This is a genomic window from Streptomyces sp. DSM 116795, from assembly GCF_055792905.1.
The window spans coordinates 2,432,585-2,455,826 of sequence record NZ_CM147707.1 but is presented as its reverse complement, the minus strand read 5'-3'; the positions used below and the strand labels follow the sequence as shown (position 1 = coordinate 2,455,826).

Here is a 23,242-nt window from a genome sequence, read left to right as displayed (position 1 = left end):
AGCGCGCCGATACCGCTGCATCCGGACGGTTCCGTGCCCGTTCGGGCGTCCTCCGCGAGCCGGTGCGGGGCCCGATGCCCATCGGCCGCCGCGATTCTGTGATCACTGGACGCTGTGGCACTGTGGGGTGCGGCCAACCACCAGGAATGCCCTGTAAATCGGGCATTCCTCCGCGCAAGGAGGGCATGTTGCTCACCGTAGGTGACAGGTTCCCAGGGCGACGCCCCGACCACGACGACCTGCGCGATCTGCCCTTCCCGTTCCCCGATGCCGCCCAGCTGCCGGCAGGGGCGTGAACGGCCCATGGCTCTCGAAGATCTGAAGTCGGCGCTTCCCGCGTACGCCAAGGACCTCAAGCTCAACCTCGGCTCCGTCACAGCCGATTCGCCGCTTTCGCAGCAGCAGCTGTGGGGCACGGTGCTGGCCTGCGCGATCGCCGCCCGCTCGGGTATCGCCCTGCGCGCGCTGGAGCCCGAGGCCAAGGCGAACCTGAGCCCGGAGGCGTACGAGGCGGCCAAGACCGCAGCCGCGACCATGGCGATGAACAACGTCTTCTACCGCACCCGGCATCTGCTCTCCGACCCGGAGTACGGCACCCTCCGGACCGGCCTGCGGATGAACGTCATCGGCAACCCGGGCGTGGAGAAGGCGGACTTCGAGCTGTGGTCGCTCGCGGTCTCCGCGCTGAACGGCTGCGGCCAGTGCCTCGACTCGCACGAACAGGTGCTGCGCAAGGCGGGTGCCGACCGCGAGACCGTCCAGGAGGCGTTCAAGATCGCCGCCGTCGTGCAGGCCGTGGGCACGACCCTGGAGGCCGAGGCGCAACTCCGCCCGTGAGCGGCCAGGCGCAGGGCAGCAGGCTCTGCTGAGCGCGGGGCCAACCGGCCAGTCACCACGAGGTCCCCGAGTCACCCCGGGGACCTCGAATCACCTCAGGACACCGGCAGTTCGAACCACACGACCTTGCCCGTCGACAGCCGCGTGGCACCCCAGCGCCGTGCGAGCCGGTTGACGAGATACAGCCCGCGGCCGCCCTCGTCCGTCGCCCGCGCCTGCCGCAGCCGCGGCAGCTGCGGCACGTCGTCGCCGACCTCGCAGCGCAGCGTGTCCGTACGCAACAGCCGCAGCGTGATGGGGCGTTCGGCGTACCGCACCGCGTTGGTGACCACCTCGCTGACCAGCAGCTCGACCGAGTCGGACAGCTCCTCCAGGTCCCAGCGGGCCAGCGCGCGCCGCGCCAGCCTGCGGGCCTGTCCCGCGGTCTGCGCACGCGGGTCGAGGAACCAGTACGCGACATCGCTCGGCGCGATCCCGTCGAACCGTGCCGCGAGCAGCGCGATGTCGTCGTCGCGGTCGCCCGGGCCGAGGATGTCCAGCACCTCGTCGCACAGCGGCTCCAGCGGAGCCGAGGCGTCCGGACGGGTCAGCCGGGCCGTCGCCGTGAGCTTCTCCCGCAGGTGCTCGATGCCGGTCCACACGTCTCGCTGGCGCGACTCGACCAGCCCGTCGGTGTAGAGCAGCAGCGTGGCACCCGCCGGGGCGTCCAGCTCCACCGCCTCGAAGTCGACACCGCCGACGCCGATCGGAGCGCCTGCTGGTATCCGCAGCACCTCCGCCCGGCCGTCGCGGTGCAGCAGCACGGGCGGCGGGTGGCCGGCGTTGGCGATGATGATTCGGTGGGCGACCGGGTCGTAGACCGCGTACAGGCACGTCGCCATGCGGTCGCTGCCGAGGCGCTGCGCCTGCTCGTCCAGGTGGTGCAGCACCTCCTGCGGCGGCAGGTCGAGTCCGGCCAGGGTCTGCGCCGTCGTACGGAGCTGGCCCATGATCGCCGCCGACGTCATGGAGTGGCCCATCACGTCGCCGACGACGAGGGCGACCCTGCTGCCGGGCAGCGGGATCGCGTCGTACCAGTCGCCGCCGACGCGTGCCGTCTCGGCCGCCGGCAGATACCGGCTGGCGAGATGGCAGCCGGTCGGCTGCGGCAGCTCGTCGGGCAGCATCGTGCGCTGCAGCTCGTCGGCGATGTACGCCTCACGCCCGTACAGCACCGCCTTGTCCACACCCAGCGCGGTGTGCGTGGCGAGCTGAGCCGCGATCAGCAGATCGTCGGGCTCGAAGGGGGCACGTTCCGGGCCGCGCAGGAAGACGGCGGCACCGATGACTCTTCGCCGTCCCCGCAGCGGAGCGAGTATGGCGCGCTGCCCGGAGGGCACATCCGGCCCGCTGCCGATCAGTTCGGGAAGGGCGTCGCGGGCGGCGGGCGCGTCGGCGAAGACGGGACGTACGCCGCGCAGCACCTCGGCCAGCGGGCCCCCGGAGAGCACCTCTACGTACTCGGCGGCGCCCGCCGTGCCGTCCGAGACGGCGGCGTGCGAGGGGCCGGCGGCGGCACCCGGGCCTGCCGCCGCGGTGTCGCCGTCCGGCTGCTGCCTGCCGTCGGCCGCGGAGGCCGCGGCAACCATGGCGTGCGGGTCGTCGGGAATGCGGTCGCTGCGCCGCAGCCGCAGCATCAGCGGGCCCGTGGGACGCTCGTCGCCCACGGGCAGCGGATCGCGCAGATAGACCAGGATGGCGTCGGAGTACGCGGGGACGCTCGCCCGGCACAGTCCGAGCACGGTCTCGTCGAGGTCCATGCCGCGTGCGATGCGGCGGGTCGCGGCGCCGACGAAGCGCAGCCGGTCGCCTCCGCGCCGCTCGCGCTCGGCGGCGTCGCCGTTTCCGGCTGCGACATCGCGTGCGGACGGGGGACCGGAGGCCGGGGCCGGCGGTGCGGTGGGCGGTACGTCGGCGGCGGTCATGTCGCCGGTGGTCGGATGAGACACGGCACCGCTCTCCGCGGTCGGGGGTTGGGACGGGGCACGGGACGGCCGCTTGGGCGCCGGTCCCGGCCCGCCGTGGGACGGTTCGGGGACGGCGCGCCCTGGGCCGCCGCCCCTCCCGCCGGAGCCCCGTGAGGCTTCGGCGGTCTGCTTCTGTGACGTGTGCCCCGCGCCTGGCCGCGGCCGCGAGCCGGGGCGTGCCTGCTCCACCTCTTCGCCGCCGGCGCACGCCCCGGGGAGCGCACCGTCGTGCGAGGTACGCGACGCACCCGCTTGCGCCTCCCTGCCGGCGGACCGTGCCACAGGACCCGCGGCGGCAGGACCGACTGCAGGTCCGACTGCCGGACCGGTGGCCGGGCCCGCGGACCCGTCACGCGCTTCGTGCGCACCGGTCCCCCCGGGCCGCGCGGAACGGCCCGCCGGGGTCCCTCCCGTCGCGGGCGTGCCCACAGGCGGGAGCGGCGGCACTGCTGTGCTGGTCGCAGGCTCTTGGTGCTCCGTCACGCGTTCGGTTTCCATCCATCCGGGGCCGCGCCTGTCGCGCGCGCAGCGCTCACTGCCCTCCGCCCCCTACGGTCGCCGTCGGCACTGCAGGAAGATCTGGATCTCGGGCGGTACGTCCGTGCTGGCCGGAGCGTAGGCATAGGCGTCCTCCCCTGCGATCTCGAAACCGCCCTCGTGCACGACCTGGCGCAATTCGTCCCGCAGATAGCCGGATACCCGGATCGTGTTGCCCAGGAACGGCAAGGTGAAGTCATCTACATCCGCTTCCACCATCGACATGGCCATCGGGGCGCCTTCCCGCAGTTGCTGGTGCAGCATGCGCAGCGCGTAAGGAATTTCGGCCCGAGGCAGCATCAGAAGGGAGAAGAAGGCGGCGACACCGTCGAAGGGCCCGAGGTCGTACCTCTCCACCTCGTAGATGTCCATGCGGCGGAATTCGCCGTCCGGCACGTTCGCCTCGGCGAGTTTCACCATGCCAGGTGAGAGGTCGATCCCGGTGACCTGGTGCCCCGCTTCGACGAGCTGACGGGCGGTCGGCAGACCGGTGCCGCAGCCCAGGTCCAGGACGTGCGAACCGGCGGGCAGTTGCTCCGCGAGCCACGCACCCGAGGCGATCTGGCCCTCCTTGTGCGGGAAGGCCTCGTCGTAGCGGTCACCGATCGCGTCGAACGCGGCAGCCTGCCCTATCCGGTCCATCGAGTCCCAGTCGAAGTCCTTGTAGGCGCGCGCCTTCGACCTCGGAGGGCGTACCGCCCCCTCCGGCGTGGGGGGACCTCCGCCCTCGTCCTCCGCCCCGGAGCGACTCTCAGAGCCCTCCGGCCTGGGAGAACCAGGGGTTCCGTCCGTGCTGCTCACGCTCGGTCTCCTCTCTGGCCACGCGCCAAATCCCCGAGGGGGGAGGGGAGTTGTTGCAGCAGTGCGCCTACGGAGGTTGATCCTACGTTTGCAGTATGGGGGCGCAGCAAGGGGGAACGAGAGGTCGAAGCGGGTGCGTGTCGCCCGATACATCCGGCACATCCACGCAAGTACGGAACACGACGCGCTCGACGGGGCCCGACGGGGGCGTTTCCGGCCCGGATCGCGGCCGGTTCCGGACGGGTGGTCCGGCTGCCGGACCCAACAGGCCGGGCACGCACCGGATTCCGGACAGCCGCCGGCCCGGGACGGGCACCGTTCACGAGGGGCGCCGTTCGCCTCGCCGGTGCCATGCGGGGCCGCCGTTCGCACCGGCGCCAACCGTCTCCGGGGCGCCGGCTTCCGGGGCGTGGGCCTCCGGGGTGCCGGCTTCCGGGCCGTGGGCCTCCGGGGCGTCCGCGTCCGCGCCGGAAGGTGCCGGCGCCACCCCGCACGGCGGCGGACTGCCGTCCCAGTTCCGCGGGAGCAGCGGCACCGGCCAGTCCGGGTCCGGCCGCCAGTCCTCCCAGCCGTCGCGGAACGGCGACGCCCACGAGCCGATCAGCTCCACCACCGACCGCCCGGCCGCGCGTACCCGTGCCGCGAGCGCGTCGTCGACGAGGCCGGCGTGGCGCGCCGCTGCGAACTCGTCCTCGTCACGCCACTCCCAACTGCGGTCCGGGTAGACGGCGATGTCGAGGAAGTGGTCCTCGGAGTCGATGCCGCCCGCCCAGCGGCGCCGCGGCTCCTCGAGGTTCACGTACCAGTTCTTGAAGCGCCAGTCCCGCTCCCAGAACAGCCACACCGACCAGGGCTCGTCCGGGCGGGCGAGCTTCAGCACGCCCGTCCCGAACCAGCGCGAGAGCACCGTTCTGCGCGGCTTCGTGTAGCGGGTCGCCAGCGGCTCGTGGTGTACGGGCGTGCCGTCCGCGATCTCGGGCTTGACGCAGACCGTGCCCGGCGCCACCCAGGTGGCGAGCAGGTCCGGGGTGTCGCGTACGACGGTGACGGGCCGGCAGATGTGCGGATGCCCGGTGCCGTTGGCGCGGTAGCGCCACAGGATGCGGGTGCCCGGCGCCCAGTGGCCTCCGCCGCCGCCGGCGGTGCCGCCGTTGCCACCGCCCAGGCGCGTCCGGCCCTTCCGGCCCTCTTCGTCGCCGTCGCCGTGTGTGCCGGCCGCTCCCGCCGCGCCTGCCGTCTCCGCTGTCATGCGCAGATCCTAGGCGCGCCCGGCACCCGCCGCCGTGAGCCGAGGCCGAATGCGCCATTGCCCCCGGCCCCGCCCGGAGGCAGCCCGCCGGCCGCCGCCCGGGGGTGCCCGGAAGCACGCCTGATATCCACTCAGGGCCGCGTCATGCGGAGGACGTCGAGCGCCGCGTCCAGCTCTTCGAGGGTCAGATCGCCGCGCTCCACATGGCCCGCCTCCAGGACGGCCTCCCGGATGGTCTTGCGCTCCGCGAGCGCCTTCTTGGCCACCGCCGCGGCGTTCTCGTACCCGATGTGCCTGTTGAGGGGAGTGACCACGGACGGCGACGACTCCGCGTACTCCCGGGCACGCTCCACATCGGCCGTGATGCCGTCGACGGTGCGTTCCGCGAGGAGCCGGGAGGCGTTGCTGAGCAGCCGCACCGACTCCAGCAGGTTCTTGGCCATCACGGGCAGCATCACGTTCAACTCGAAGTTCCCCGAGGCCCCGGCCGCCGCGATCGTCGCGTCGTTGCCCGTGACCTGCGCGGCGACCATCAGCACGGCCTCGGGGATCACCGGATTCACCTTGCCGGGCATGATCGAGGAGCCCGGCTGGAGGTCGGGAAGCGCGATCTCGGCGAGGCCGGTGCGGGGGCCGGAGGCCATCCAGCGCAGATCGTTGCAGATCTTGGTGAGGCTCACTCCGACCGTACGAAGCTGCCCCGAGGTCTCCACCAGCGCGTCCCGCGCGCCCTGCGCCTCGAAGTGGTCGCGGGCCTCGGTCAGCGGCAGCCCGGCGGCCGCGGCGACCCGGTCGATGACGGCGGCGGCGAAGCCGGGCGGGGTGTTGATGCCGGTGCCCACGGCCGTACCGCCGAGGGGGAGTTCGGCGAGCCGCGGCAGCGAGGCCCGCAACCGTTCGGCGCCGTGGCGGACCTGGGCGGCGTAACCGGCGAACTCCTGCCCCAGCGTGACCGGTGTCGCGTCCATGAGGTGCGTGCGTCCGGACTTCACGACCTCCGCGAACTCCTCGGCCTTGCGCGCCAGCGACGCCTCCAGGGCGCCGAGCGCCGGGATCAGGTCCCGGGTGACCGCGGCGGTGGCGGCGATGTGGATGGAGGAGGGGAAGACGTCGTTGGACGACTGGCTCGCGTTCACATGGTCGTTGGGGTGTACGGGCGCTCCCAGCCGCTCGGAGGCGAGCGTGGCGACGACCTCGTTCATGTTCATGTTGGACGAGGTGCCGGAGCCCGTCTGGAACACGTCGACGGGGAACTCCGCGTCCCAGCGCCCCTCGGCGACATCCTCGGCGGCGGCCCGTACCGCCTCCGCCAACTCCGGCTCCAGCACGCCCAGCTCGGCGTTGACCTGGGCGGCCGCCGCCTTGATACGGGCCAGCGCCTCGATGTGGGCACGCTCCAGGCGCTGCCCGCTGATGGGGAAGTTCCACACCGCGCGCTGCGTCTGCGCCCGCCACTTCGCGTCCGCGGGCACCCGGACCTCGCCCATCGAGTCGTGCTCGGTCCGGTAGGTCTGGCTGTCGCTCATTCGTGCACCTCCGTACGAGGCAGCGTCCCCGCAGCGCGAGGACATTCCCGACGCCGCCGGGTACCCCGCAAACGCGGTGCGCAGTACGCGGGCGGTACTAGGAGCCCGTGCGTACCGGGATGGAGGTGACGAAGGGCTGTGCGGGGCCGGGGTCGGTGAAGAAGTCGTTCCCCTTGGCACCGTTTCCGATGGCCGCCCTCGCATTGCTCGGCCCTGGGGGCCTCGCAAGCTTCGGGTGGCTGCGCCGGACTCCGTCCGTCGTGGGGTTGCCGTTGCGGCTAGGAGCCCGTGCGTACCGGGATGGAGGTGACGAAGGGCTGTGCGGGGCCGGGGTCGGTGAAGAAGTCGTTGCCCTTGTCGTCCACCACGATGAACGCCGGGAAGTCCTCCACCTCGATCCGCCAGACCGCCTCCATGCCCAGCTCCTCGTACTCCAGCACCTCGACCTTCTTGATGCAGTCCTGCGCGAGCCGCGCCGCCGGGCCCCCGATGGAGCCCAGGTAGAAGCCGCCGTGCGTGGCGCACGCCTCCGTCACCTGCGGGCTGCGGTTGCCCTTCGCGAGCATCACCATCGAGCCGCCGGCGGCCTGGAACTGGGCCACGTACGCGTCCATGCGGCCCGCCGTCGTCGGCCCGAAGGAGCCGGAAGGGTAGCCCTCTGGCGTCTTGGCCGGGCCGGCGTAGTAGACGGGGTGGTCCTTGAGGTACTGCGGCATCTCCTCGCCCGCGTCGAGCCGCTCCTTGATCTTCGCGTGCGCGATGTCGCGCGCGACGACGAGCGTGCCGGTCAGCGACAGCCGGGTCTTGACGGGGTGTCCGGACAACTCGGCGAGGATCTCGGGCATGGGACGGGCGAGGTCGATGCGTACGGCCTCGTCCCCGGAGGCGGAGGCAGTGGGGCCCGCGCCATCCGTGAGCTGCTCCTCCGTCGTCTCGGGGAGGAAGCGCGCCGGGTCCGTCTCGAGCTGCTCCAGGAAGACGCCCTCGGCGGTGATCTTCGCCTTGGCCTGACGGTCCGCGGAGCAGGAGACGGCGATGGCGACGGGGCAGGAGGCCCCGTGCCGGGGCAGCCGCACCACCCGCACGTCGTGGCAGAAGTACTTGCCGCCGAACTGCGCGCCGATGCCGATCTTCTGCGTGAGTTCGAAGACCTGCTGCTCCAGCTCCTTGTCGCGGAAGCCGTGCCCGGCGGGGGAGCCCTCCGCGGGAAGCTCGTCCAGGTAGTGGGCGGAGGCGTACTTCGCGGTCTTCAGCGCGTACTCGGCGCTGGTGCCGCCCACCACGATCGCCAGGTGGTAGGGCGGGCAGGCGGCCGTGCCGAGCGAACGGATCTTCTGCTCCAGGAACTTCATCATGCTCGCCTCGTTGAGGACGGCCTTCGTCTCCTGGAAGAGGAAGGACTTGTTGGCGCTGCCGCCGCCCTTGGCCATGAAGAGGAACTTGTAGGCGTCGCCGTCCGCCGCGTACAGCTCGATCTGCGCGGGCAGGTTGGTGCCGGTGTTCTTCTCGTCCCACATGTTCAGCGGCGCCATCTGCGAATAGCGCAGGTTGAGCTCGGTGTAGGCGTCGTAGATGCCGCGGGAGAGGGCCTCTTCGTCCCCGCCGCCGGTGAGGACCTGCTGGCCGCGCTTGCCCATCACGATGGCCGTGCCGGTGTCCTGGCACATGGGCAGCACGCCCGCGGCCGAGATGTTGGCGTTCTTCAGCAGATCGAGTGCGACGAACCGGTCGTTGGCGCTCGCCTCGGGGTCGTCGAGGATGCGGCGCAGCTGCGCGAGGTGTTCCGGACGCAGGTAGTGCGAGATGTCGTGCATCGCCTCGGCGGCCAGCTTGCTCAGCGCCTCCGGCTCGACCTGCAGGAAGGTGCGTCCGTCCGCCTCGAAGGTACGCACGCCCTCCGCGGTCACGAGCCGGTACGGGGTCGGGTCCTCGCCCAGCGGAAGCAGATCCGTGTACGTGAAGTCCGGTCGGGACGGGCTGGCGGCCATCGGTTGGCTCTTCCTCTCGTACGGCTCGTACGGCTCTGGGGCGTGTCCGCGGCCGGGTGCAGCGCGGCGCCGCGCCCATCAGCGTAGAGCGCCGGGACCCGGCCGTGTGGGTGAGGTCGGCCTCAGTCGCGGCCGGGGACGCCCGGGACGCATTGGAGCCCTCGCCGGTCTAGTCGCGATCTATCGCGTTTGGGTAGGCTGCTCATGTGACTGATTCTCCGCTGGAAAAGAAGCCCGGGACCGCCCCGGAGACCAAGCCCGCGGTCAAGGACCCCGACGCGGCGGCGGTCTCCGTACGCGCCTCGGACGCCGACCGCGACCGGATCGCCGACATCCTCCGCGAGGCCCTGGCGGAGGGACGCCTCGACGCGGAGGAGCACGCGGAGCGCATCGACGCCGTCTACAACGCCAAGACGCTCGGCGAACTGGAGCCGCTGGTACGGGATCTGCCCGCAGGGCGTACGGGCTCCGACGCGGTGCCCGCGTCCGAGTCCGCTCAGTACGAGTGGACGGCGTCGGCGCACGGGGCCCTCCCGAAGGACGACGTCGTCGCCATCTTCAGCGGCAGCACCCGCAAGGGCCGCTACCGGGTTCCGGGGAAGATCAACGCCTTCGCCTGTTTCGGCGGCATCGAGATCGACCTGACCGAGGCGGTGTTCGAGCAGCAGCACGTGCAGCTCAACGCCACCGCGATCTTCGGCGGGATCGAGATCCGTGTCCCCGAGAACATCACGCTCCGGCAGAAGGGCACCGGGATCTTCGGCGGCTTCGAGGTACGCACCACGGAAGCCGAGGATCCGCGCGCTCCGGTCGTCCTCGTGCAGGGAGCCGCGATCTTCGGCGGGGTCGAGGCCAGGCCGAAGATGGGGAAGCGGCTGCGGGATCTCCGGGACCGGCTGCGCAAGGAGCTCTGAGTCCCCGCGTACGGGGCGCCGGTACCCGGAACGGACCGGGGCGTCTCCGGATCGGCGTACGGATCGGCGGGCAGAGAACCCCGTCCGCATTCCTACGGTATGCATACCGGTGCACACAGCGGGTAGAGCCTGGGCATCGTTTCACGTACGGCGGCAGCGCGAACTGCCGTGCGCAGCAAGTCGGGTGAAGGTGCCCCCCGTCGTTCCCGTCAGGAGTAGACCGTGCTGCAACCGCCGCATCAGTCCCTTCAGGCAGCCGCCCCCGTTCCCGTGCAGCGAGCTTCCGCGCGCGAGGACGAGGAAGGCCCCTGGCACTCGGAGGCAGTCTGCCGCCGGGATGAGGCGGGACTCTTCTTTGCCCCGTCGAAGGAGCCCACTGCGGCGAGGCTCTCGCGCGAGCAGGCAGCGAAGCGGGTCTGCGCCCGCTGCCCGGTGATGATCGAGTGCCGCGAGCACGCCCTGGTCCTCCCCGAGCCGTACGGCGTGTGGGGCGGGCTGACCGCCGCCGAGCGGCGGGTCGTGCTGGCCCGGCGCCGCAGGCGGGAGGCCGCTGCCGCGGCCGGCGACGCGGGGCAGGTCTCCCGCATCGCCTGAGCGGCACACCGGGGTCCGGCCCGCCGGGCGGCCGCGTGTGTCCGTGCCGGACCGCGCGGCCTCGCATGTCCGGTTCACGTGTCCGAAACAGGCTCACGGCACAATCGCGCCGCATGAGGATCGAGCAGGTCGCGTGGACGGACCCGGACGCCGTCGCCCTGCGTGCCAGGCAGCGGGTCGAGATCGCCGAGCGGTACGGCACTCCGGACAGCGAGCCCGGGACCGCTCCCTCGGAAGAGGACGTCGTGGCGTTCTTCGTGGCGTACGAGCTCGGCGGCACCGCCGTGGGATGCGGAGGGCTCCGCGAACTCGGGGGCGGCGTGGGCGAGATCAAGCGCATGTACGTGACCCCGCCCTGGCGCGGTTCGCAGTTCGCCGTCCGGATCCTTCAGGCGCTGGAGGAGTGGGCCCGTGCCCAGGGCTGGAAGAGCCTCCGGCTGGAGACCGGGGACCGCCAGCCCGAGGCCGTCCGCTTCTACAGGCGCTCCGGTTATGTGCCGATCCCCAACTTTGGCGCGTACGCCGGGGTCGAGGCCTCACGCTGCTTCGAGCGGGAGCTTCGACAGCCCGATGCGGGAGGCCCGTCCCGGCGTTCTTAGTGCCGACCGGGCCGCCAGGCCAGGGGGACTTCGGCCGGGGATGTCCCCCGCGTTGGCCGACAGCCCTGGTAGCTCCTCCCCTGGGCTTCTCCCCCTCGCTTCGCGGGGAGGTGCCCCCAGGGGGACCCCAAAGGGCTTCCGGCCGCCCCATGCCCGCGATTACCGCTGTTGGGCGGTGCCCCCACCCCCAGCTACCGCTGAGGCCCCAGCTCCGCCAGGGGGAGTGCCTCCAGCACGCACCGGACGACGCTCCTTGACGGGGCAGACATTGCCGGTCACGGCACTAGCGTGCGCGGTCGAAGTCGACGGCGCTGTACGCGCGCAGCTTCGAGAGCTTGTGCGTCGAGTCGATCATCCGGATCGTGCCGGACTTCGAGCGCATCACCAGTGACTCGGTGAAGGCCCGCTCGCCCCTGTAGTGCACGCCGCGCAGCAGGTCGCCGTCGGTGATCCCGGTGGCGACGAAGAAGACGTTCTCCCCGCTGACGAGGTCCTCGGTGTGCAGCACGCGGCCGAGGTCGTGCCCGGCGTCGAGTGCGCGCTTCTTCTCCTCGTCGTCCTTCGGCCACAGCATGCCCTGGATCGTGCCGCCCAGGCACTTGATCGCGCAGGCCGCGATGATGCCCTCCGGAGTTCCGCCGACGCCCAGCAGCAGATCGACGCCGGTGCCCTCGCGTACGGCCATGATCGCGCCCGCGACGTCGCCGTCGGAGATGAACTTGATGCGGGCGCCCGCCTCCCGCAGCTCCTTGACCATGCCGTCGTGCCGGGGACGGTCGAGGACGACCACCGTCACGTCGTCCGGTGTGCAGCCCTTCGCCTTCGCGACGCGGCGGACGTTGACCGCGGGAGGTGCCGTGATGTCGACGAACTCCGCAGCGTCCGGACCCGTGACGAGCTTGTCCATGTAGAAGACGGCGCTGGGGTCGAACATCGTCCCCCGTTCCGCCACAGCCAGGACCGAGACGGCGTTCGACATGCCCTTGGCGGTGAGGGTGGTGCCGTCCACCGGGTCCACGGCGACGTCGCACTCCGCGCCCGTGCCGTCACCGACCCGCTCCCCGTTGTAAAGCATCGGCGCCTCGTCCTTCTCGCCCTCGCCGATGACGACGACGCCGTTCATCGAGACCGTCGAGACGAGGTGGCGCATCGCCTTCACGGCGGCGCCGTCCGCACCGTTCTTGTCGCCGCGGCCCACCCAGCGGCCGGTGGCCATCGCCCCGGCCTCGGTGACCCGTACGAGTTCGAGGGCGAGGTTGCGGTCCGGGGCCTCGGGGCTGACGTCGAGCGGGGAGGGGAGGTGCTGATGATCGGTCATCGGGGCACACCTTTCTGCTCGGCTTGGACACGGCGGCCGGGCGACAGAGGGTGCTTCGAGGGTACCCAGCATCCGTCAGGGTGAGCAGAGGGCCCCACGGATGAGCGGTCGGGGGAGGGCTGCTACGTGCCGCGGCCGGGGCCTGCGGAACGGAGGCCCCACCTCGCCCGCGGGACCGGATGTACCCCCGCGCCGGGCGCTCTCCGGCATGAGCGACGATGGGTACGTGGCAGCAGAAGCGGAACAGCCGGTCAAGCGGCAGAACAACCGGACGGTGCGGGGCATGGTGCCCTCGATGGCCGTCGTACTCCTCGCGGCGTTCGTGATCTACCTGTTCATCCCGCACGACGAGAGCGTGGACCCGGTCAAACCCATCGGCTACAAGGTCGAGCTTGACTCCGCCCGCCGTGCGGCGCCCTACCCGGTGCTCGCGCCCGAAGGGCTCTCCGCGAAGTGGCGCGCCACGTCGGTGCGGTACGAGGGCGGCAGCGCCGACGGCCGTGTCTGGCATCTGGGCTTCATGACACCGGACACCCAGTACGCGGCGGTGGAGCAGAGTGACGCCCGCCGCCCCTCGAAGTACATCGAGGACGTCACGCAGGGTGCACGGAAGACCGCGGACACGGTGCGTGTGCGCGGCGAGGAGTGGACGCGGTACGAGGGCGAGAAGTACGACGCGCTTGTGCGGCGGTCCGCGGCCGGCGGCTCCGAGGGCTCCGGCAGTTCCGAAGCTTCCGAAGGCTCCCGTGGCGACGGAAAGGCGGGCCGCGGCGGCAAGGCTGCCGGGGGCCGCCCGTACACCACCGTCGTGACCGGGACCGCTTCCTTCGAGCAGCTTCAGAAGATGGCCGCCGCGCTCAGCCCGGGCGCGGACGGCGGGAAGGACGCCGGAAGCGGGGCGGGCAGCGCCGGCAAAGGCTGACAGCCCCGCCGTGCCCCTGCCGCCCGGCCCCGGCATCCGAGCGCCCCGGGCGCCCTCAGACCGTCGTGACCGCGTCCTCGTACGTGAGACGCGGCAGGCGCGGCTTGTACGCCTCCTCGCCCGGCCTGCCGATGTTGACCACCAGCAGCGACTTCTGCCTGCCGTCGCCGAAGAACTCCTTGTCGACACCGTGCCGGTCGAAGCCGCTCATCGGCCCCGCGGCCAGCCCCGCGGCACGGACACCGACGATGAAGTAGCCCGTCTGGAGCGTCGCGTTGAAGGTGCCCGCGGATTCGCGCGCTTCGGCCTCGGAGAAGAACGTGTCCTTCACGGAGGGGGCGTGCGGGAGGAGTTCGGGCAGCCGCTCGTGGAATTCGAGGTCGACGGAGAGCACCGCGGTCAGCGGTGCGGTGGACGTCTTCGGCTTGTTCCCCTCGGACATGTGCTTCACCAGGCGGCTGCGTGCCTCGGGTGAGCGGAACAGGGTGATCCGGAGCGGGGACTGGTTGAACGCCGTCGGGGCGTACTTGACCAGTTCGTACACCGCCCGTATCTGCTCGTCGCTCACCGGTTCGTCGGAGAAGGTGTACGCGGTGTGCGCCTCGCGGAAGAGCAGATCCTGGGCGGTCGGGTCGAGGGCGAGAGTCATGTGGCGATGCCTTGCCTTTGCGCGCTGTGATTCGAACGGAACGGTTCACCGTAGGCGGGAACCTCTTGCGTCCTCCATCAACAAGCGGACCCCGCGCAATCTTCCGCTCCGCCGCGCTGGCACCGCGCCGGCTTCACCGGGCGGCCTTTCAGCGCCTGCTTCAGGCGCCTGTTTTCACGCACGGCCGAGCCCTGTTCACTGCGCGTCCTCGGAACCCTCCGCCAGCGCGTCGCCGTCCGCGCCCTCGGCCTCCGGATCCGCGTCCTCACCCGCTTCGGCCTCCGCCTCCAGCACGGCGTCCAGACGCGCCCGGGCACCCTCCAGCCATTCGCGGCAGACACGGGCCAGCTCCTCGCCGCGCTCCCACAGCGCCAGCGACTCCTCAAGCGTCGCGCCGCCGGCCTCCAACTGCTGGACCACGCGCACCAGTTCGCCCCGGGCCTGCTCATAGCTGAGCGCGGAGCGCACCTGCTCACCGTCCGTCTCCACGCCCGATTCCGTCTCAGTCTCCGAGGTCATACGGCAACCCTAAGCGTCCGGTCCGACGGTGACGCCGAACTCCCCTTCCGCCACCCGGGCCCGCAGCTTCTCGCCCTCCGCGGTCTCCTCGGGTGCCCGGATGACGCCGCCGTCCTCCCGCTGCAGCACCGCGTAGCCGCGCTTGAGCGTCGCCGCCGGAGAGAGAGCGACGACACGGGCGCGGGTGTGCGCGAGCTCGTCCTCGGCCCGCTCCAGACGGTGCCCCAGCGTGCGCCGGGCGCGCGCCAGCAGGAAGCCGATCTCCTCCGCGCGCTCCTCGGTCATCGCGTGCGGATCTGCCATCGCCGGGCGGCTCATGAGGTCGGCGAGGCCTCTCTCCTCCCTCTCCAGGAAGGAGTTGATCACGCGGTACGCCCGGGCCCTCAACTCCCGTACGCGCTCGTGCTCCTCGCCCACATCGGGCACGACGTCCTTCGCGGCGTGCGTAGGGGTGCGGGAGCGCAGATCGGCGACGAGGTCGAGCAGCGGGGAGTCCGCCTCATGGCCGATCGCGGAGACCAGCGGCGTACGGCAGCCGGCGACCGTGCGCACGAGTTGCTCGTCGGAGAAGGGCAGCAGGTCCTCCATGCTGCCGCCGCCGCGGGTGACGATGATCACGTCGACGTCGGGGCGCCCGTCCAGCTCCCGCACCGCCTCGATCAGCTGGGGCACGGCACGTACGCCCTGAACTGCCGTGTGCCGTACCTCGAAACGGACGGCGGGCCACCGCTCGCGTGCCGTGTGCAGCACGTCCCGCTCGGCGTCCGAGGCGCGGCCCGTGACGAGGCCGACGCGGTGCGGCAGGAACGGCAGCGACCGCTTGCGCTCGGCGGCGAACAGCCCTTCTGCGGCAAGGGACTTCTTCAGCTGCTCCAGCCGCGCCAGCAGTTCGCCGATCCCGACCGGCCGGATCTCGGCGGCTCGCAGCGACAGCGTGCCCGCCCTTCCGTACCAGACAGGCTTGGCGTGCACGACCACCCGCGCGCCCTCGGAGACGACGTCCTTCACCCGGTCGAAGACCTCACGGAAACAGGTGACGCTGATGGAGACGTCGCGCGAGGGATCCCGCAGGGTGAGGAACGCCACGCCCGCGCCCGGCCTCGGCGAGAGCTGGATGATCTGCCCCTCCACCCACACCGCGCCGAGCCTGTCGATCCATCCGCCGATCAGCCGGGAGACCTCACCGACCGGGACCGGCGCCTCGGGAGAGGTGATGAGAGCCATACGAGGACCCTAACGGCCGCCGCCGACAGCCGGCCGTCCGCGCGCAGCCCAGCAGGCCCGGCGCCACGGACACCACCCGGAGCCACCGCCTCCGCGCGCCGCCCGTCACGCGGTGCCCGCCCGTCGCGCCCTTACGATGGACGCATGTCTGCAACGCCCTCGCGCCCGTCCGCTGCCGACGCCCCCGAGACCTCCGCCACCGAGACCGGCACCGAGACCGGCACCGAGCCCGGCACAGGCGACCGCCGCCGCGTGCTCCTCGCCGCCCCGCGGGGCTACTGCGCGGGCGTCGACCGCGCGGTCATCGCCGTCGAGCAGGCCCTGGAGCAGTACGGCGCCCCCGTCTACGTACGCCACGAGATCGTGCACAACAAGTACGTGGTGAAGACCCTGGAGAAGAAGGGCGCGATCTTCGTCGAGGAGACCGGTGAGGTCCCCGAGGGCGAGATCGTGATCTTCTCTGCGCACGGCGTCGCCCCCGAGGTCCACGAGGAGGCGGAGCGCGGCAAGTTGGCGACGATCGACGCCACGTGCCCGCTCGTGACGAAGGTGCACAAGGAAGCCGTGCGCTACGCCAAGGAGGACTACGACATCCTCCTCATCGGCCACGAGGGCCACGAGGAGGTCATCGGCACGAGCGGCGAGGCCCCCGAGCACGTCACCCTCGTCGACGGCCCGGACGACGTCGCGAACGTCGAGGTCCGCGATCCGGAGAAGGTCGTGTGGCTCTCGCAGACCACGCTCTCGGTGGACGAGACGATGGAGACCGTCGACGCCCTGCAGGGCCGCTACCCGAATCTGCTCTCCCCGCCCAGCGACGACATCTGCTATGCGACGCAGAACCGCCAGACGGCCATCAAGCAGGTCGCCAAGGACGCCGACTTCGTGCTGGTCGTCGGCTCCCCCAACTCCTCCAACTCCGTTCGTCTGGTGGAGACGGCCATCGCACACGGCGCCAAGGACGGCCGCCTGGTCGACGGCGCGGAGGAGATCGACGAGGCCTGGCTGGAGGGCGTGACCACCATCGGTCTCTCCTCCGGCGCATCCGTTCCGGACGTCCTGGTCGACGGCGTGCTGGAGTGGCTCGCGGAGCGAGGCTGGGAGGACGTGGAGATCGTCCAGCCGGTGGAGGAGCGCATGCAGTTCTCCCTGCCGAAGGAGCTGCGGCGCGATCTGCGCGCGGAGGCGGCGGCCCGCAAGACGGGCTGACGAGACGGCGGGGCGGGGTGGCCGCCCGGCCCTGAACGGCCCGCTCCCTCAGCGGCCTTCGGTCTCCGCGGCCTCGTCCTCGGCGTCCTCCGCCTCCATGAGCGCCCGGACGCGCGACTGCTGAACCATCAGCGCGATCTTCCGTACGGTCACGACGAGCACGGCGACGAGTGTGCCCGCGTACAGCCAGACCGCGTTGACGGCCAGCACGGGGAAGAGGTTCGTCAGACGTTCCATGAGGCCCTGGCTGCCCGAGCCACCGCTGATCAGGAAGAGCCCCGCGGTGAACGCGAGCGGCACGGAGACAGGGCCCGCGATCAGGTCGGTGGGACGTACCCACGCCGCGCAGATCACGCAGACGGCGATGAACACACACCCGTACACGGTGGCCGAGCCGTCGAGCAGCCATCTGCCGGCCGCTCCGGTCAGCAGCATCAGCACCACGCCCAGGAGCCCGCTGCCCAGTGCGGTGAGGCGGGCCCGCGGCAGCCACGAGAACGCGTCGGTCAGCGGCGCGGGGATGAGCGGGAAGCGCAGCTGTGCCTGGTAGAGCGCCGCGGCCTCCTCCCGTACGGCGCCTGCGCCGCCCCGTCTGCGCGGTTCACGCGGAGCGGAGACGGGGCCTCCGGCAGAGTCGCCGGCGGAGCCGGAGCCGCGGTCCGAACCGGGGCCGGTGCCGTAATCGGGCGTGTGACCGGGGGCGGCGGACGTGACCCCCGGAGCGGCCACCGGTGCGGCGGCAGCGGCGGCGCCCCGTGGTTTGTTCCCGCGCGGGCGGCGCTGCCGGCGCCCCTGGTTCTGTGACTGCCCCTGCTCCTGCCCCGGCCCCTGACCGGGGTCTTTCCCACCCGTATGAGCGCTGTGCTGCTGTTCCACGGCTCCAAAGTAGGCCGCGTCACCGCTGTTCACCGGGGACGGACACGCATTGGCCGTCAGTTCGAGCCGTAGACTGGTGGACCGGCCGGACGCGCTCCGCACGGCCCACATGCTCAGCACACCTCAGATCTCGCTACGGGAAGTCGTCAAGTGTCGCTCACGATCGGAATCGTCGGCCTGCCGAACGTCGGCAAGTCGACCTTGTTCAACGCCCTGACCAAGAACGAGGTGCTGGCGGCCAACTACCCGTTCGCCACGATCGAGCCGAACGTCGGCGTGGTCGGTGTGCCGGACCCGCGCCTCGGCACCCTGGCCGGGCTGTTCGCCTCGGAGAAGGTGCTCCCCGCCACCGTCGACTTCGTCGACATCGCGGGGATCGTGCGCGGCGCGAGCGAGGGCGAAGGGCTGGGCAACAAGTTCCTGGCGAACATCCGTGAGTCGGACGCGATCTGCCAGGTCATCCGGGCCTTCCACGACGACAACGTCGTACACGTCGACGGCAGGATCTCGCCGAAGGACGACATCGAGACGATCAACACCGAGCTGATCCTCGCCGACCTGCAGACCATCGAGAAGGTGCTGCCCCGGCTGGAGAAGGAAGCCCGGGTCAAGAAGGACAAGCAGGGCGAGGTCAAGGCCGTCCAGGAGGCCAAGGACATCCTCGAACAGGGCCGCACGCTCTTCTCCGCCGGCCTCGCGCAGGGCAGCGAGGCCGCGGCGCCACTGCACGAGCTGCATCTGCTGACGACGAAGCCGTTCATCTACGTCTTCAACGTCGACGAGGACGAGCTGACCGACGAGGACTTCAAGGACGCCCAGCGCGCGCTCATCGAACCCGCCGAGGCCGTCTTCCTCAACGCCAAGCTGGAGGCCGACCTCGCCGAACTCGACGAGGACGAGGCCCTCGAACTCCTCCAGACCGTCGGCCAGGAGGAGCCCGGCCTGGCGACCCTCGCCCACGTCGGATTCCGCACGCTCGGACTGCAGACCTACCTGACGGCGGGTCCGAAGGAGTCCCGCGCCTGGACGATCAAGAAGGGCGCCACGGCCCCGGAGGCCGCCGGCGTGATCCACACGGACTTCCAGCGCGGATTCATCAAGGCGGAAGTCATCTCCTTCGACGAGCTGGTCGCGGCGGGCTCGGTCGCCGAGGCCCGTTCGAAGGGCAAGGCCCGCATGGAGGGCAAGGACTACGTGATGCGCGACGGCGACGTGGTGGAGTTCCGCTTCAACGTCTAGCCGACGCCTGGAACCGCTGCCCGGCCACGCCGGAGTCTTTCGGCCCTGTTTACGACCAGAAACCACTTCAGCCATTACTCAATCCGTAATGGATTCCTGAGTTCGGCCCCCGGGCCCTGAAAACGCGCTCTGCTGGCGGGTGTTGAGGAAAGCCTGAGGAGTTCGGTTCCCGCTGTTCGCGGCACCGAACCGGACCCTCCGGGCGCCCGGTGCGAGCCCCGGAATGTGAACGATTCACGCCGCGTGTGGAGGCTCTGAGCAGCTACTCATCACATCGGGTGAAACTCTGGGCGTTAGTTGCAACGCACAACGGTGAGTTGCGAAGCTGTTGCCCATTGTCAACTTCACTGCCTGTCGCGCCCCATTTCTGAGAAGGCAGCGCCCGAGAGGACGCTGGCGGGACTGGCCTTTCGAGAACGGGGAGGGCACTCGTGCCATTCGGTGAACAGCCCGCCTACCTCCGCGTCGCCGGTGATCTCCGTCAGAAGATCATCGGCGGTGCTCTTCCGCCGCATACGCGGCTGCCCTCCCAGGCCCGCATCCGCGCGGAGTACGGCGTCTCGGACACCGTCGCCCTGGAGGCCCGCAAAGTGCTGATGGCCGAGGGCCTGGTCGAGGGCCGCTCCGGCTCCGGCACGTACGTACGCGAGCATCCCGTCCCGCGCCGCGTCGTCCGCAGCGGATTCCGGGCCCTCGGTGACTCCACGCCGTTCCGGCAGGAGCAGTCCGACGAGGATGTGAAGGGCACCTGGGAGTCGCGCAGCGAGCAGGAGGACGCGAGCCCGCTCACGGCCGAGCGGCTGCGCATCGAGCCCGGTGAGCGCGTGATGCGGACCAGGTATCTCTTCCGCGTGGACGGCGAGCCCGTGATGCTCTCCACCTCCTGGGAGCCCTTGTCGCTCACCGGTCGTACGCCTGTGGTGCTGCCCGAGGACGGACCGCTGGGCGGCAAGGGCGTGGTGGAGCGGATGGCCGCCATCGACGTGGTGGTGGACAACGTCGCGGAGGAGGTCGGCGCCCGCCCCGGGCTGGCCGAGGAGATGGTCGATCTGGGGGGCGTCCCCGGGCATTCCGTGCTGGTCGTGACCCGTACGTTCTTCGCCGGCGGGAGCCCCGTGGAGATGGCGGAAGTGGTCGTCCCGGCCGATCGTTTCCGCGTCTCGTATCACATGCCCGTGAGGTGACCTGCCGCTTCCGCATGCGAACGTGTGGCCGAAATCGATGCCTCGTTGTACCAAGTCGAATGCGCTGAGTGAAGGCCCGGCGTAAGCTCCGGCATATGCGAAGCGTAAGCGGTGACGGCGACACTGTGCTGCCCTGGCACGTCATACGGGAGGACGGCGACGGCAATCGCTATCGCGTGGGCAGCTACGCCACCCGTACGGAAGCACAGCAGGTAGCCGACCGGCTGCGCGGGAGCGGAGGCCGCGCGAAGGGCGGCAGCGAGAGCGACGGCAGCTATCTGGTCGAGCCTCTGGGATGCGCGAGCGGCGAGTACGCCTGACTGGGCCCAAAATCGGAAGCAGGGACTCTTCGTTCCCGCCTGCCCGGAAAGACCGGGCGGGTCAGCTACCCGATCAGGGACGTGGGCGGTGTGAGCACAGGACCCTCCGAGGGAGTGGCCTCGATCCTCGACACCCTCCGAGTCGGCACGGTCATGCTCGACGGCAAGGGAAAGATCCTGCTCTGGAACCCGATGACGGAGGAGATCCTCGGGTGGCGGGCCGACCAGGTCGTGGGCAGCCGCATCCAGGACTTTCTCGAGGACGGGTACGACGAGGGCGAGCGGCTTCGCGACGAGGCGCTGCGCAACGAGGGCCGCTGGCGCGGTTCGATGCGCATCCTGCACAGCGAAGGCCACCGCGTCGCCGTCGAGGGCCGCGTCACGCTCCTGCACGACACCCAGAACCGCACCGTCGTCATCGCCAACATCGTCGAGACCAGCCGGATCCGCGCCGTCGAGCACGACCTGGCCGCGCTCGACGCGCTTTTCGCGTCCTCGCCGCTCGGGATCGCCCTCTTCGACAAGGACAAGCGCTTCGTACGAGTCAACGAGTCCCTCGCCAGACTCAACCAGGTCGACGCCGAGGAGCACGCCGGCAGGACCGTCCACGACGTACTGCCCTCCTGGATGGCCGACGAAGTCTCGGCCGTGCAGTCGACCGTGCTGGAGACCGGAGAGCCCCTCGTCGACGTCGTGATGCCCGCACCGGAGGGGCCGGGCTCGCGCTCCGTCTCGTACAGCAGGCTCACCACCGACAAGGGCGAGGTGCTCGGCGTCAGCACCGTGTTCATGGACATCACCGAGCGGCGCGAGGCACTGGAGAAGATCGAGGCCGCCCGAGAGCGGCTGGCCCTGCTCGACGACGTCGGCGTCGGACTCGCGGACCGGTTCGACGTCACCGCCATCTCCCAGGCCCTCGCCTCGGCCCTCGTCCCCCGCCTCGCCGACTACGCCGGCGTGATGCTCATCGGTGCCGCGGCACACGGCGGCGACCTGCCCGACATCGAACTCCTCACCGGCACTCCGCTGTTCCAGCTCGGCGTCGCCGCGCGCCATGAGGGCCCGACGGTGAACCGGATGCTCCGCGTCGGCCAGGACGTCCCCTTTCTCGCCGATTCCTTCTTCGGCCGCACGCTGGCCAGCGGCGTACCCCACATCGCGTCCTCACCGCGCGAACTCCTCGCCGCCACCTACCCCGGCGACCCGAAGATGCAGGCGGCCCTCGATCTGAAGGTCCACTCGCTGATGGCCGTGCCGCTGCGCGCCCGCGGCGTCGTGCTCGGCCTGCTGGTCGTCAGCCGCGCCGAGGGCCGTGAGCAGTTCGGCAGGGACGACATAGCACTCGCCATGGAACTGGCGGACCGCGCGGGCGTCTCGCTCGACAACGCCCGCCTGTACGCACGCGAACGCGCCGGTGCGCTGATGCTCCAGCGCAGCCTCCTGCCGCAGAAGGTGCCGGAACCGCCCGGAGTCCAGGTGGCCTACCGCTATGTGCCGGGCAGCAGCGGCACCGAGGTCGGCGGAGACTGGTTCGACGTGATCCCCCTCGCCGGCGGCCGGGTCGCCTTCGTCGTCGGCGACGTCATGGGGCACGGACTCCACGCGGCAGTGACGATGGGACGGCTGCGCACGGCCGTACGCACGCTGGCCGGGCTCGACCTGCCACCCGACGAACTGCTGCGGCGTATCAACGACTTGGCGGACGACTTCGTCCAGACTTCCGACGACCCCCTCATCGCCACCTGCGTCTACGCCGTCTACGACCCGTCCACACGCCGGTGCAGCCTCGCCAAGGCCGGCCATCCGCCTCCGTTGCTGCTCACCGAGACGGCCGACGGGAGCTGGGTGGCCGACACCCTCGAACTGCCTTCGGGCGCACCGCTCGGAGTGGGCGGCGTCCCCTTCGAGTCCTTCGACCTGGAGGTCGTCGAGGGCTCGGTGCTCATCCTCTACACCGACGGCCTCATCGAAGCGCGCGGCGAGGACATCACCCAGGGCATCGACCGGCTGTGCGCGATGCTCTCCGGCGGCCCCGCGCGGCGGGACCCGGACACCCCGGCCACGCTCGAGGCCGCCTGCGACAGCGTCATCGACGACCTGGAGGGCAGGACGGCCTCCCAGCCCAACGACGACGTCGCCCTGCTGATGGCGAAGCTCGGCGGACTGCCCCATGGCAGCGCCGCCTCCTGGACCTTCCCCGCGGAGAGCTACGCCGTACGCAGGGCACGCGAGGTGGTGCGCCGGACCCTGCACGAGTGGGGACTCGACGCCCTGGAGGACACCACCGTGCTGCTGGTCAGCGAGCTGGCCACCAACTCGATGCGGTACGCACACGGACCGATCGGCGTCCGTATGGTGCGCGGCAGTTCGCTGCTGGTCGAGGTCTCCGATCCGCTTCCCGATCCGCCGCGTGAACGCAGCGCCATGCCCGACGACGAAGGCGGCCGCGGCATCCGGCTCGTGGCCAGGGAGGCGCGCCGCTGGGGCACGCGGCACGGACCGATGGGCAAGACCGTCTGGTTCGAACTCGCCCTTCCCTGAACGCGGTTGGCGGGCACGGCGGCGCGCCGCTGCGTCCGGCCGCCGTCCGTCCTGCACTCGCCCGCATCCCTGCTCCCGCCGTGCGCCCTCGAAGAAGATGGTTCGAACAGGTGCAGCCGGGTTAGGAGACAGATGTCCCTGCCGGATGAGGTCAGGGGGGAGCGCACGGAGGTGTGAGGCCGCACGTCAG

The 23,242-nt window shown here is 71.1% G+C and carries 19 protein-coding genes and 1 pseudogene; 10 read left to right on the top strand and 10 right to left on the bottom strand.

The features are described from left to right. Positions 1 to 303: 303 nt before the first annotated feature. A complete protein-coding gene (locus ACSMXX_RS10320) occupies positions 304 to 837 on the top strand; it encodes an alkyl hydroperoxide reductase (RefSeq protein ID WP_473183740.1) in 534 nt (177 codons plus the stop codon). Positions 838 to 932: 95 nt separating this feature from the next. Here the strand turns inward: ACSMXX_RS10320 and ACSMXX_RS10315 are convergent, their stop codons facing one another. The 5 genes and pseudogenes from ACSMXX_RS10315 to ACSMXX_RS10295 all read right to left on the bottom strand — a co-directional run bounded on the left by ACSMXX_RS10315 (position 933) and on the right by ACSMXX_RS10295 (position 8,944). Further along, complete coding sequence (locus tag ACSMXX_RS10315) at positions 933 to 3,341, bottom strand: SpoIIE family protein phosphatase (RefSeq protein WP_473183739.1); 2,409 nt, start codon at positions 3,339 to 3,341, stop codon at positions 933 to 935. A 51-nt stretch (positions 3,342 to 3,392) separates the two neighbouring features. Next, a complete protein-coding gene (locus tag ACSMXX_RS10310; protein WP_473184719.1) occupies positions 3,393 to 4,022 on the bottom strand; it encodes a class I SAM-dependent DNA methyltransferase in 630 nt (209 codons plus the stop codon). A 658-nt stretch (positions 4,023 to 4,680) separates the two neighbouring features. Next, positions 4,681 to 5,430, bottom strand: a pseudogene (fomD, locus tag ACSMXX_RS10305) (cytidylyl-2-hydroxypropylphosphonate hydrolase); the annotation flags it as partial. A gap of 131 nt (positions 5,431 to 5,561) precedes the next feature. After that, positions 5,562 to 6,956 carry a class II fumarate hydratase gene (locus ACSMXX_RS10300; RefSeq protein WP_473183738.1) on the bottom strand — a complete coding sequence of 465 codons (1,395 nt, stop codon included), beginning with the start codon at positions 6,954 to 6,956 and terminating at the stop codon, positions 5,562 to 5,564. 278 nt (positions 6,957 to 7,234) lie between these two features. After that, complete coding sequence (locus tag ACSMXX_RS10295) at positions 7,235 to 8,944, bottom strand: fumarate hydratase (protein WP_473183737.1); 1,710 nt, start codon at positions 8,942 to 8,944, stop codon at positions 7,235 to 7,237. A gap of 206 nt (positions 8,945 to 9,150) precedes the next feature. Here ACSMXX_RS10295 and ACSMXX_RS10290 point away from each other — a divergent pair, with 206 nt between their 5' ends. From ACSMXX_RS10290 to ACSMXX_RS10280, 3 genes are all read left to right on the top strand, one after another. After that, positions 9,151 to 9,858 (top strand): DUF1707 SHOCT-like domain-containing protein, encoded by a 708-nt coding sequence (locus ACSMXX_RS10290; RefSeq protein WP_473183736.1) that lies wholly within the window; start codon positions 9,151 to 9,153, stop codon positions 9,856 to 9,858. Positions 9,859 to 10,080: 222 nt separating this feature from the next. Further along, on the top strand, positions 10,081 to 10,452 hold the full coding sequence (locus ACSMXX_RS10285; RefSeq protein ID WP_473183735.1) for a WhiB family transcriptional regulator: 372 nt from the start codon (positions 10,081 to 10,083) through the stop codon (positions 10,450 to 10,452). A 113-nt stretch (positions 10,453 to 10,565) separates the two neighbouring features. Continuing rightward, on the top strand, positions 10,566 to 11,051 hold the full coding sequence (locus tag ACSMXX_RS10280) for a GNAT family N-acetyltransferase (RefSeq protein ID WP_473183734.1): 486 nt from the start codon (positions 10,566 to 10,568) through the stop codon (positions 11,049 to 11,051). Positions 11,052 to 11,334: 283 nt separating this feature from the next. On the opposite strand, the gene glpX is transcribed toward ACSMXX_RS10280, so the two are convergent. Next, entirely contained in the window at positions 11,335 to 12,369 is a 1,035-nt protein-coding gene (glpX, locus tag ACSMXX_RS10275; protein WP_473183733.1) for a class II fructose-bisphosphatase, read from the bottom strand. 208 nt (positions 12,370 to 12,577) lie between these two features. Here glpX and ACSMXX_RS10270 point away from each other — a divergent pair, with 208 nt between their 5' ends. Beyond that, the gene (locus tag ACSMXX_RS10270; protein WP_473183732.1) at positions 12,578 to 13,291 is read left to right on the top strand and encodes a DUF4245 domain-containing protein; all 714 of its coding nucleotides are present in this window, start codon (positions 12,578 to 12,580) and stop codon (positions 13,289 to 13,291) included. Positions 13,292 to 13,346: 55 nt separating this feature from the next. On the opposite strand, the gene ACSMXX_RS10265 is transcribed toward ACSMXX_RS10270, so the two are convergent. From ACSMXX_RS10265 to xseA, 3 genes are all read right to left on the bottom strand, one after another. After that, positions 13,347 to 13,940, bottom strand: coding sequence for a malonic semialdehyde reductase (locus ACSMXX_RS10265; protein WP_473183731.1), 594 nt, complete (start codon positions 13,938 to 13,940; stop codon positions 13,347 to 13,349). A gap of 195 nt (positions 13,941 to 14,135) precedes the next feature. Continuing rightward, positions 14,136 to 14,459, bottom strand: coding sequence for an exodeoxyribonuclease VII small subunit (locus ACSMXX_RS10260; protein ID WP_473183730.1), 324 nt, complete (start codon positions 14,457 to 14,459; stop codon positions 14,136 to 14,138). A gap of 9 nt (positions 14,460 to 14,468) precedes the next feature. Continuing rightward, on the bottom strand, positions 14,469 to 15,683 hold the full coding sequence (gene xseA, locus ACSMXX_RS10255; RefSeq protein WP_473183729.1) for an exodeoxyribonuclease VII large subunit: 1,215 nt from the start codon (positions 15,681 to 15,683) through the stop codon (positions 14,469 to 14,471). A gap of 144 nt (positions 15,684 to 15,827) precedes the next feature. On the opposite strand from xseA, the gene ACSMXX_RS10250 reads away from it, so the two are divergent. Continuing rightward, positions 15,828 to 16,892 (top strand): 4-hydroxy-3-methylbut-2-enyl diphosphate reductase, encoded by a 1,065-nt coding sequence (locus ACSMXX_RS10250; protein WP_473183728.1) that lies wholly within the window; start codon positions 15,828 to 15,830, stop codon positions 16,890 to 16,892. Between the two features lie 48 nt (positions 16,893 to 16,940). On the opposite strand, the gene ACSMXX_RS10245 is transcribed toward ACSMXX_RS10250, so the two are convergent. Beyond that, entirely contained in the window at positions 16,941 to 17,768 is an 828-nt protein-coding gene (locus ACSMXX_RS10245) for a DUF6542 domain-containing protein (protein WP_473183727.1), read from the bottom strand. 150 nt (positions 17,769 to 17,918) lie between these two features. Between ACSMXX_RS10245 and ychF the strand changes: the two genes are divergently transcribed. The 4 genes from ychF (at position 17,919) to ACSMXX_RS10225 (ending at position 23,052) form a co-directional block, all read left to right on the top strand. Then, positions 17,919 to 19,007 (top strand): redox-regulated ATPase YchF, encoded by a 1,089-nt coding sequence (gene ychF / locus ACSMXX_RS10240; protein ID WP_473183726.1) that lies wholly within the window; start codon positions 17,919 to 17,921, stop codon positions 19,005 to 19,007. Positions 19,008 to 19,438: 431 nt separating this feature from the next. Next, the gene (locus ACSMXX_RS10235; protein WP_473183725.1) at positions 19,439 to 20,191 is read left to right on the top strand and encodes a GntR family transcriptional regulator; all 753 of its coding nucleotides are present in this window, start codon (positions 19,439 to 19,441) and stop codon (positions 20,189 to 20,191) included. Positions 20,192 to 20,286: 95 nt separating this feature from the next. Further along, positions 20,287 to 20,511, top strand: coding sequence for an SPOR domain-containing protein (locus ACSMXX_RS10230; protein ID WP_473183724.1), 225 nt, complete (start codon positions 20,287 to 20,289; stop codon positions 20,509 to 20,511). Positions 20,512 to 20,601: 90 nt separating this feature from the next. Then, positions 20,602 to 23,052, top strand: coding sequence for a SpoIIE family protein phosphatase (locus ACSMXX_RS10225; RefSeq protein WP_473183723.1), 2,451 nt, complete (start codon positions 20,602 to 20,604; stop codon positions 23,050 to 23,052). The last annotated feature ends 190 nt before the right edge of the window (positions 23,053 to 23,242 follow it).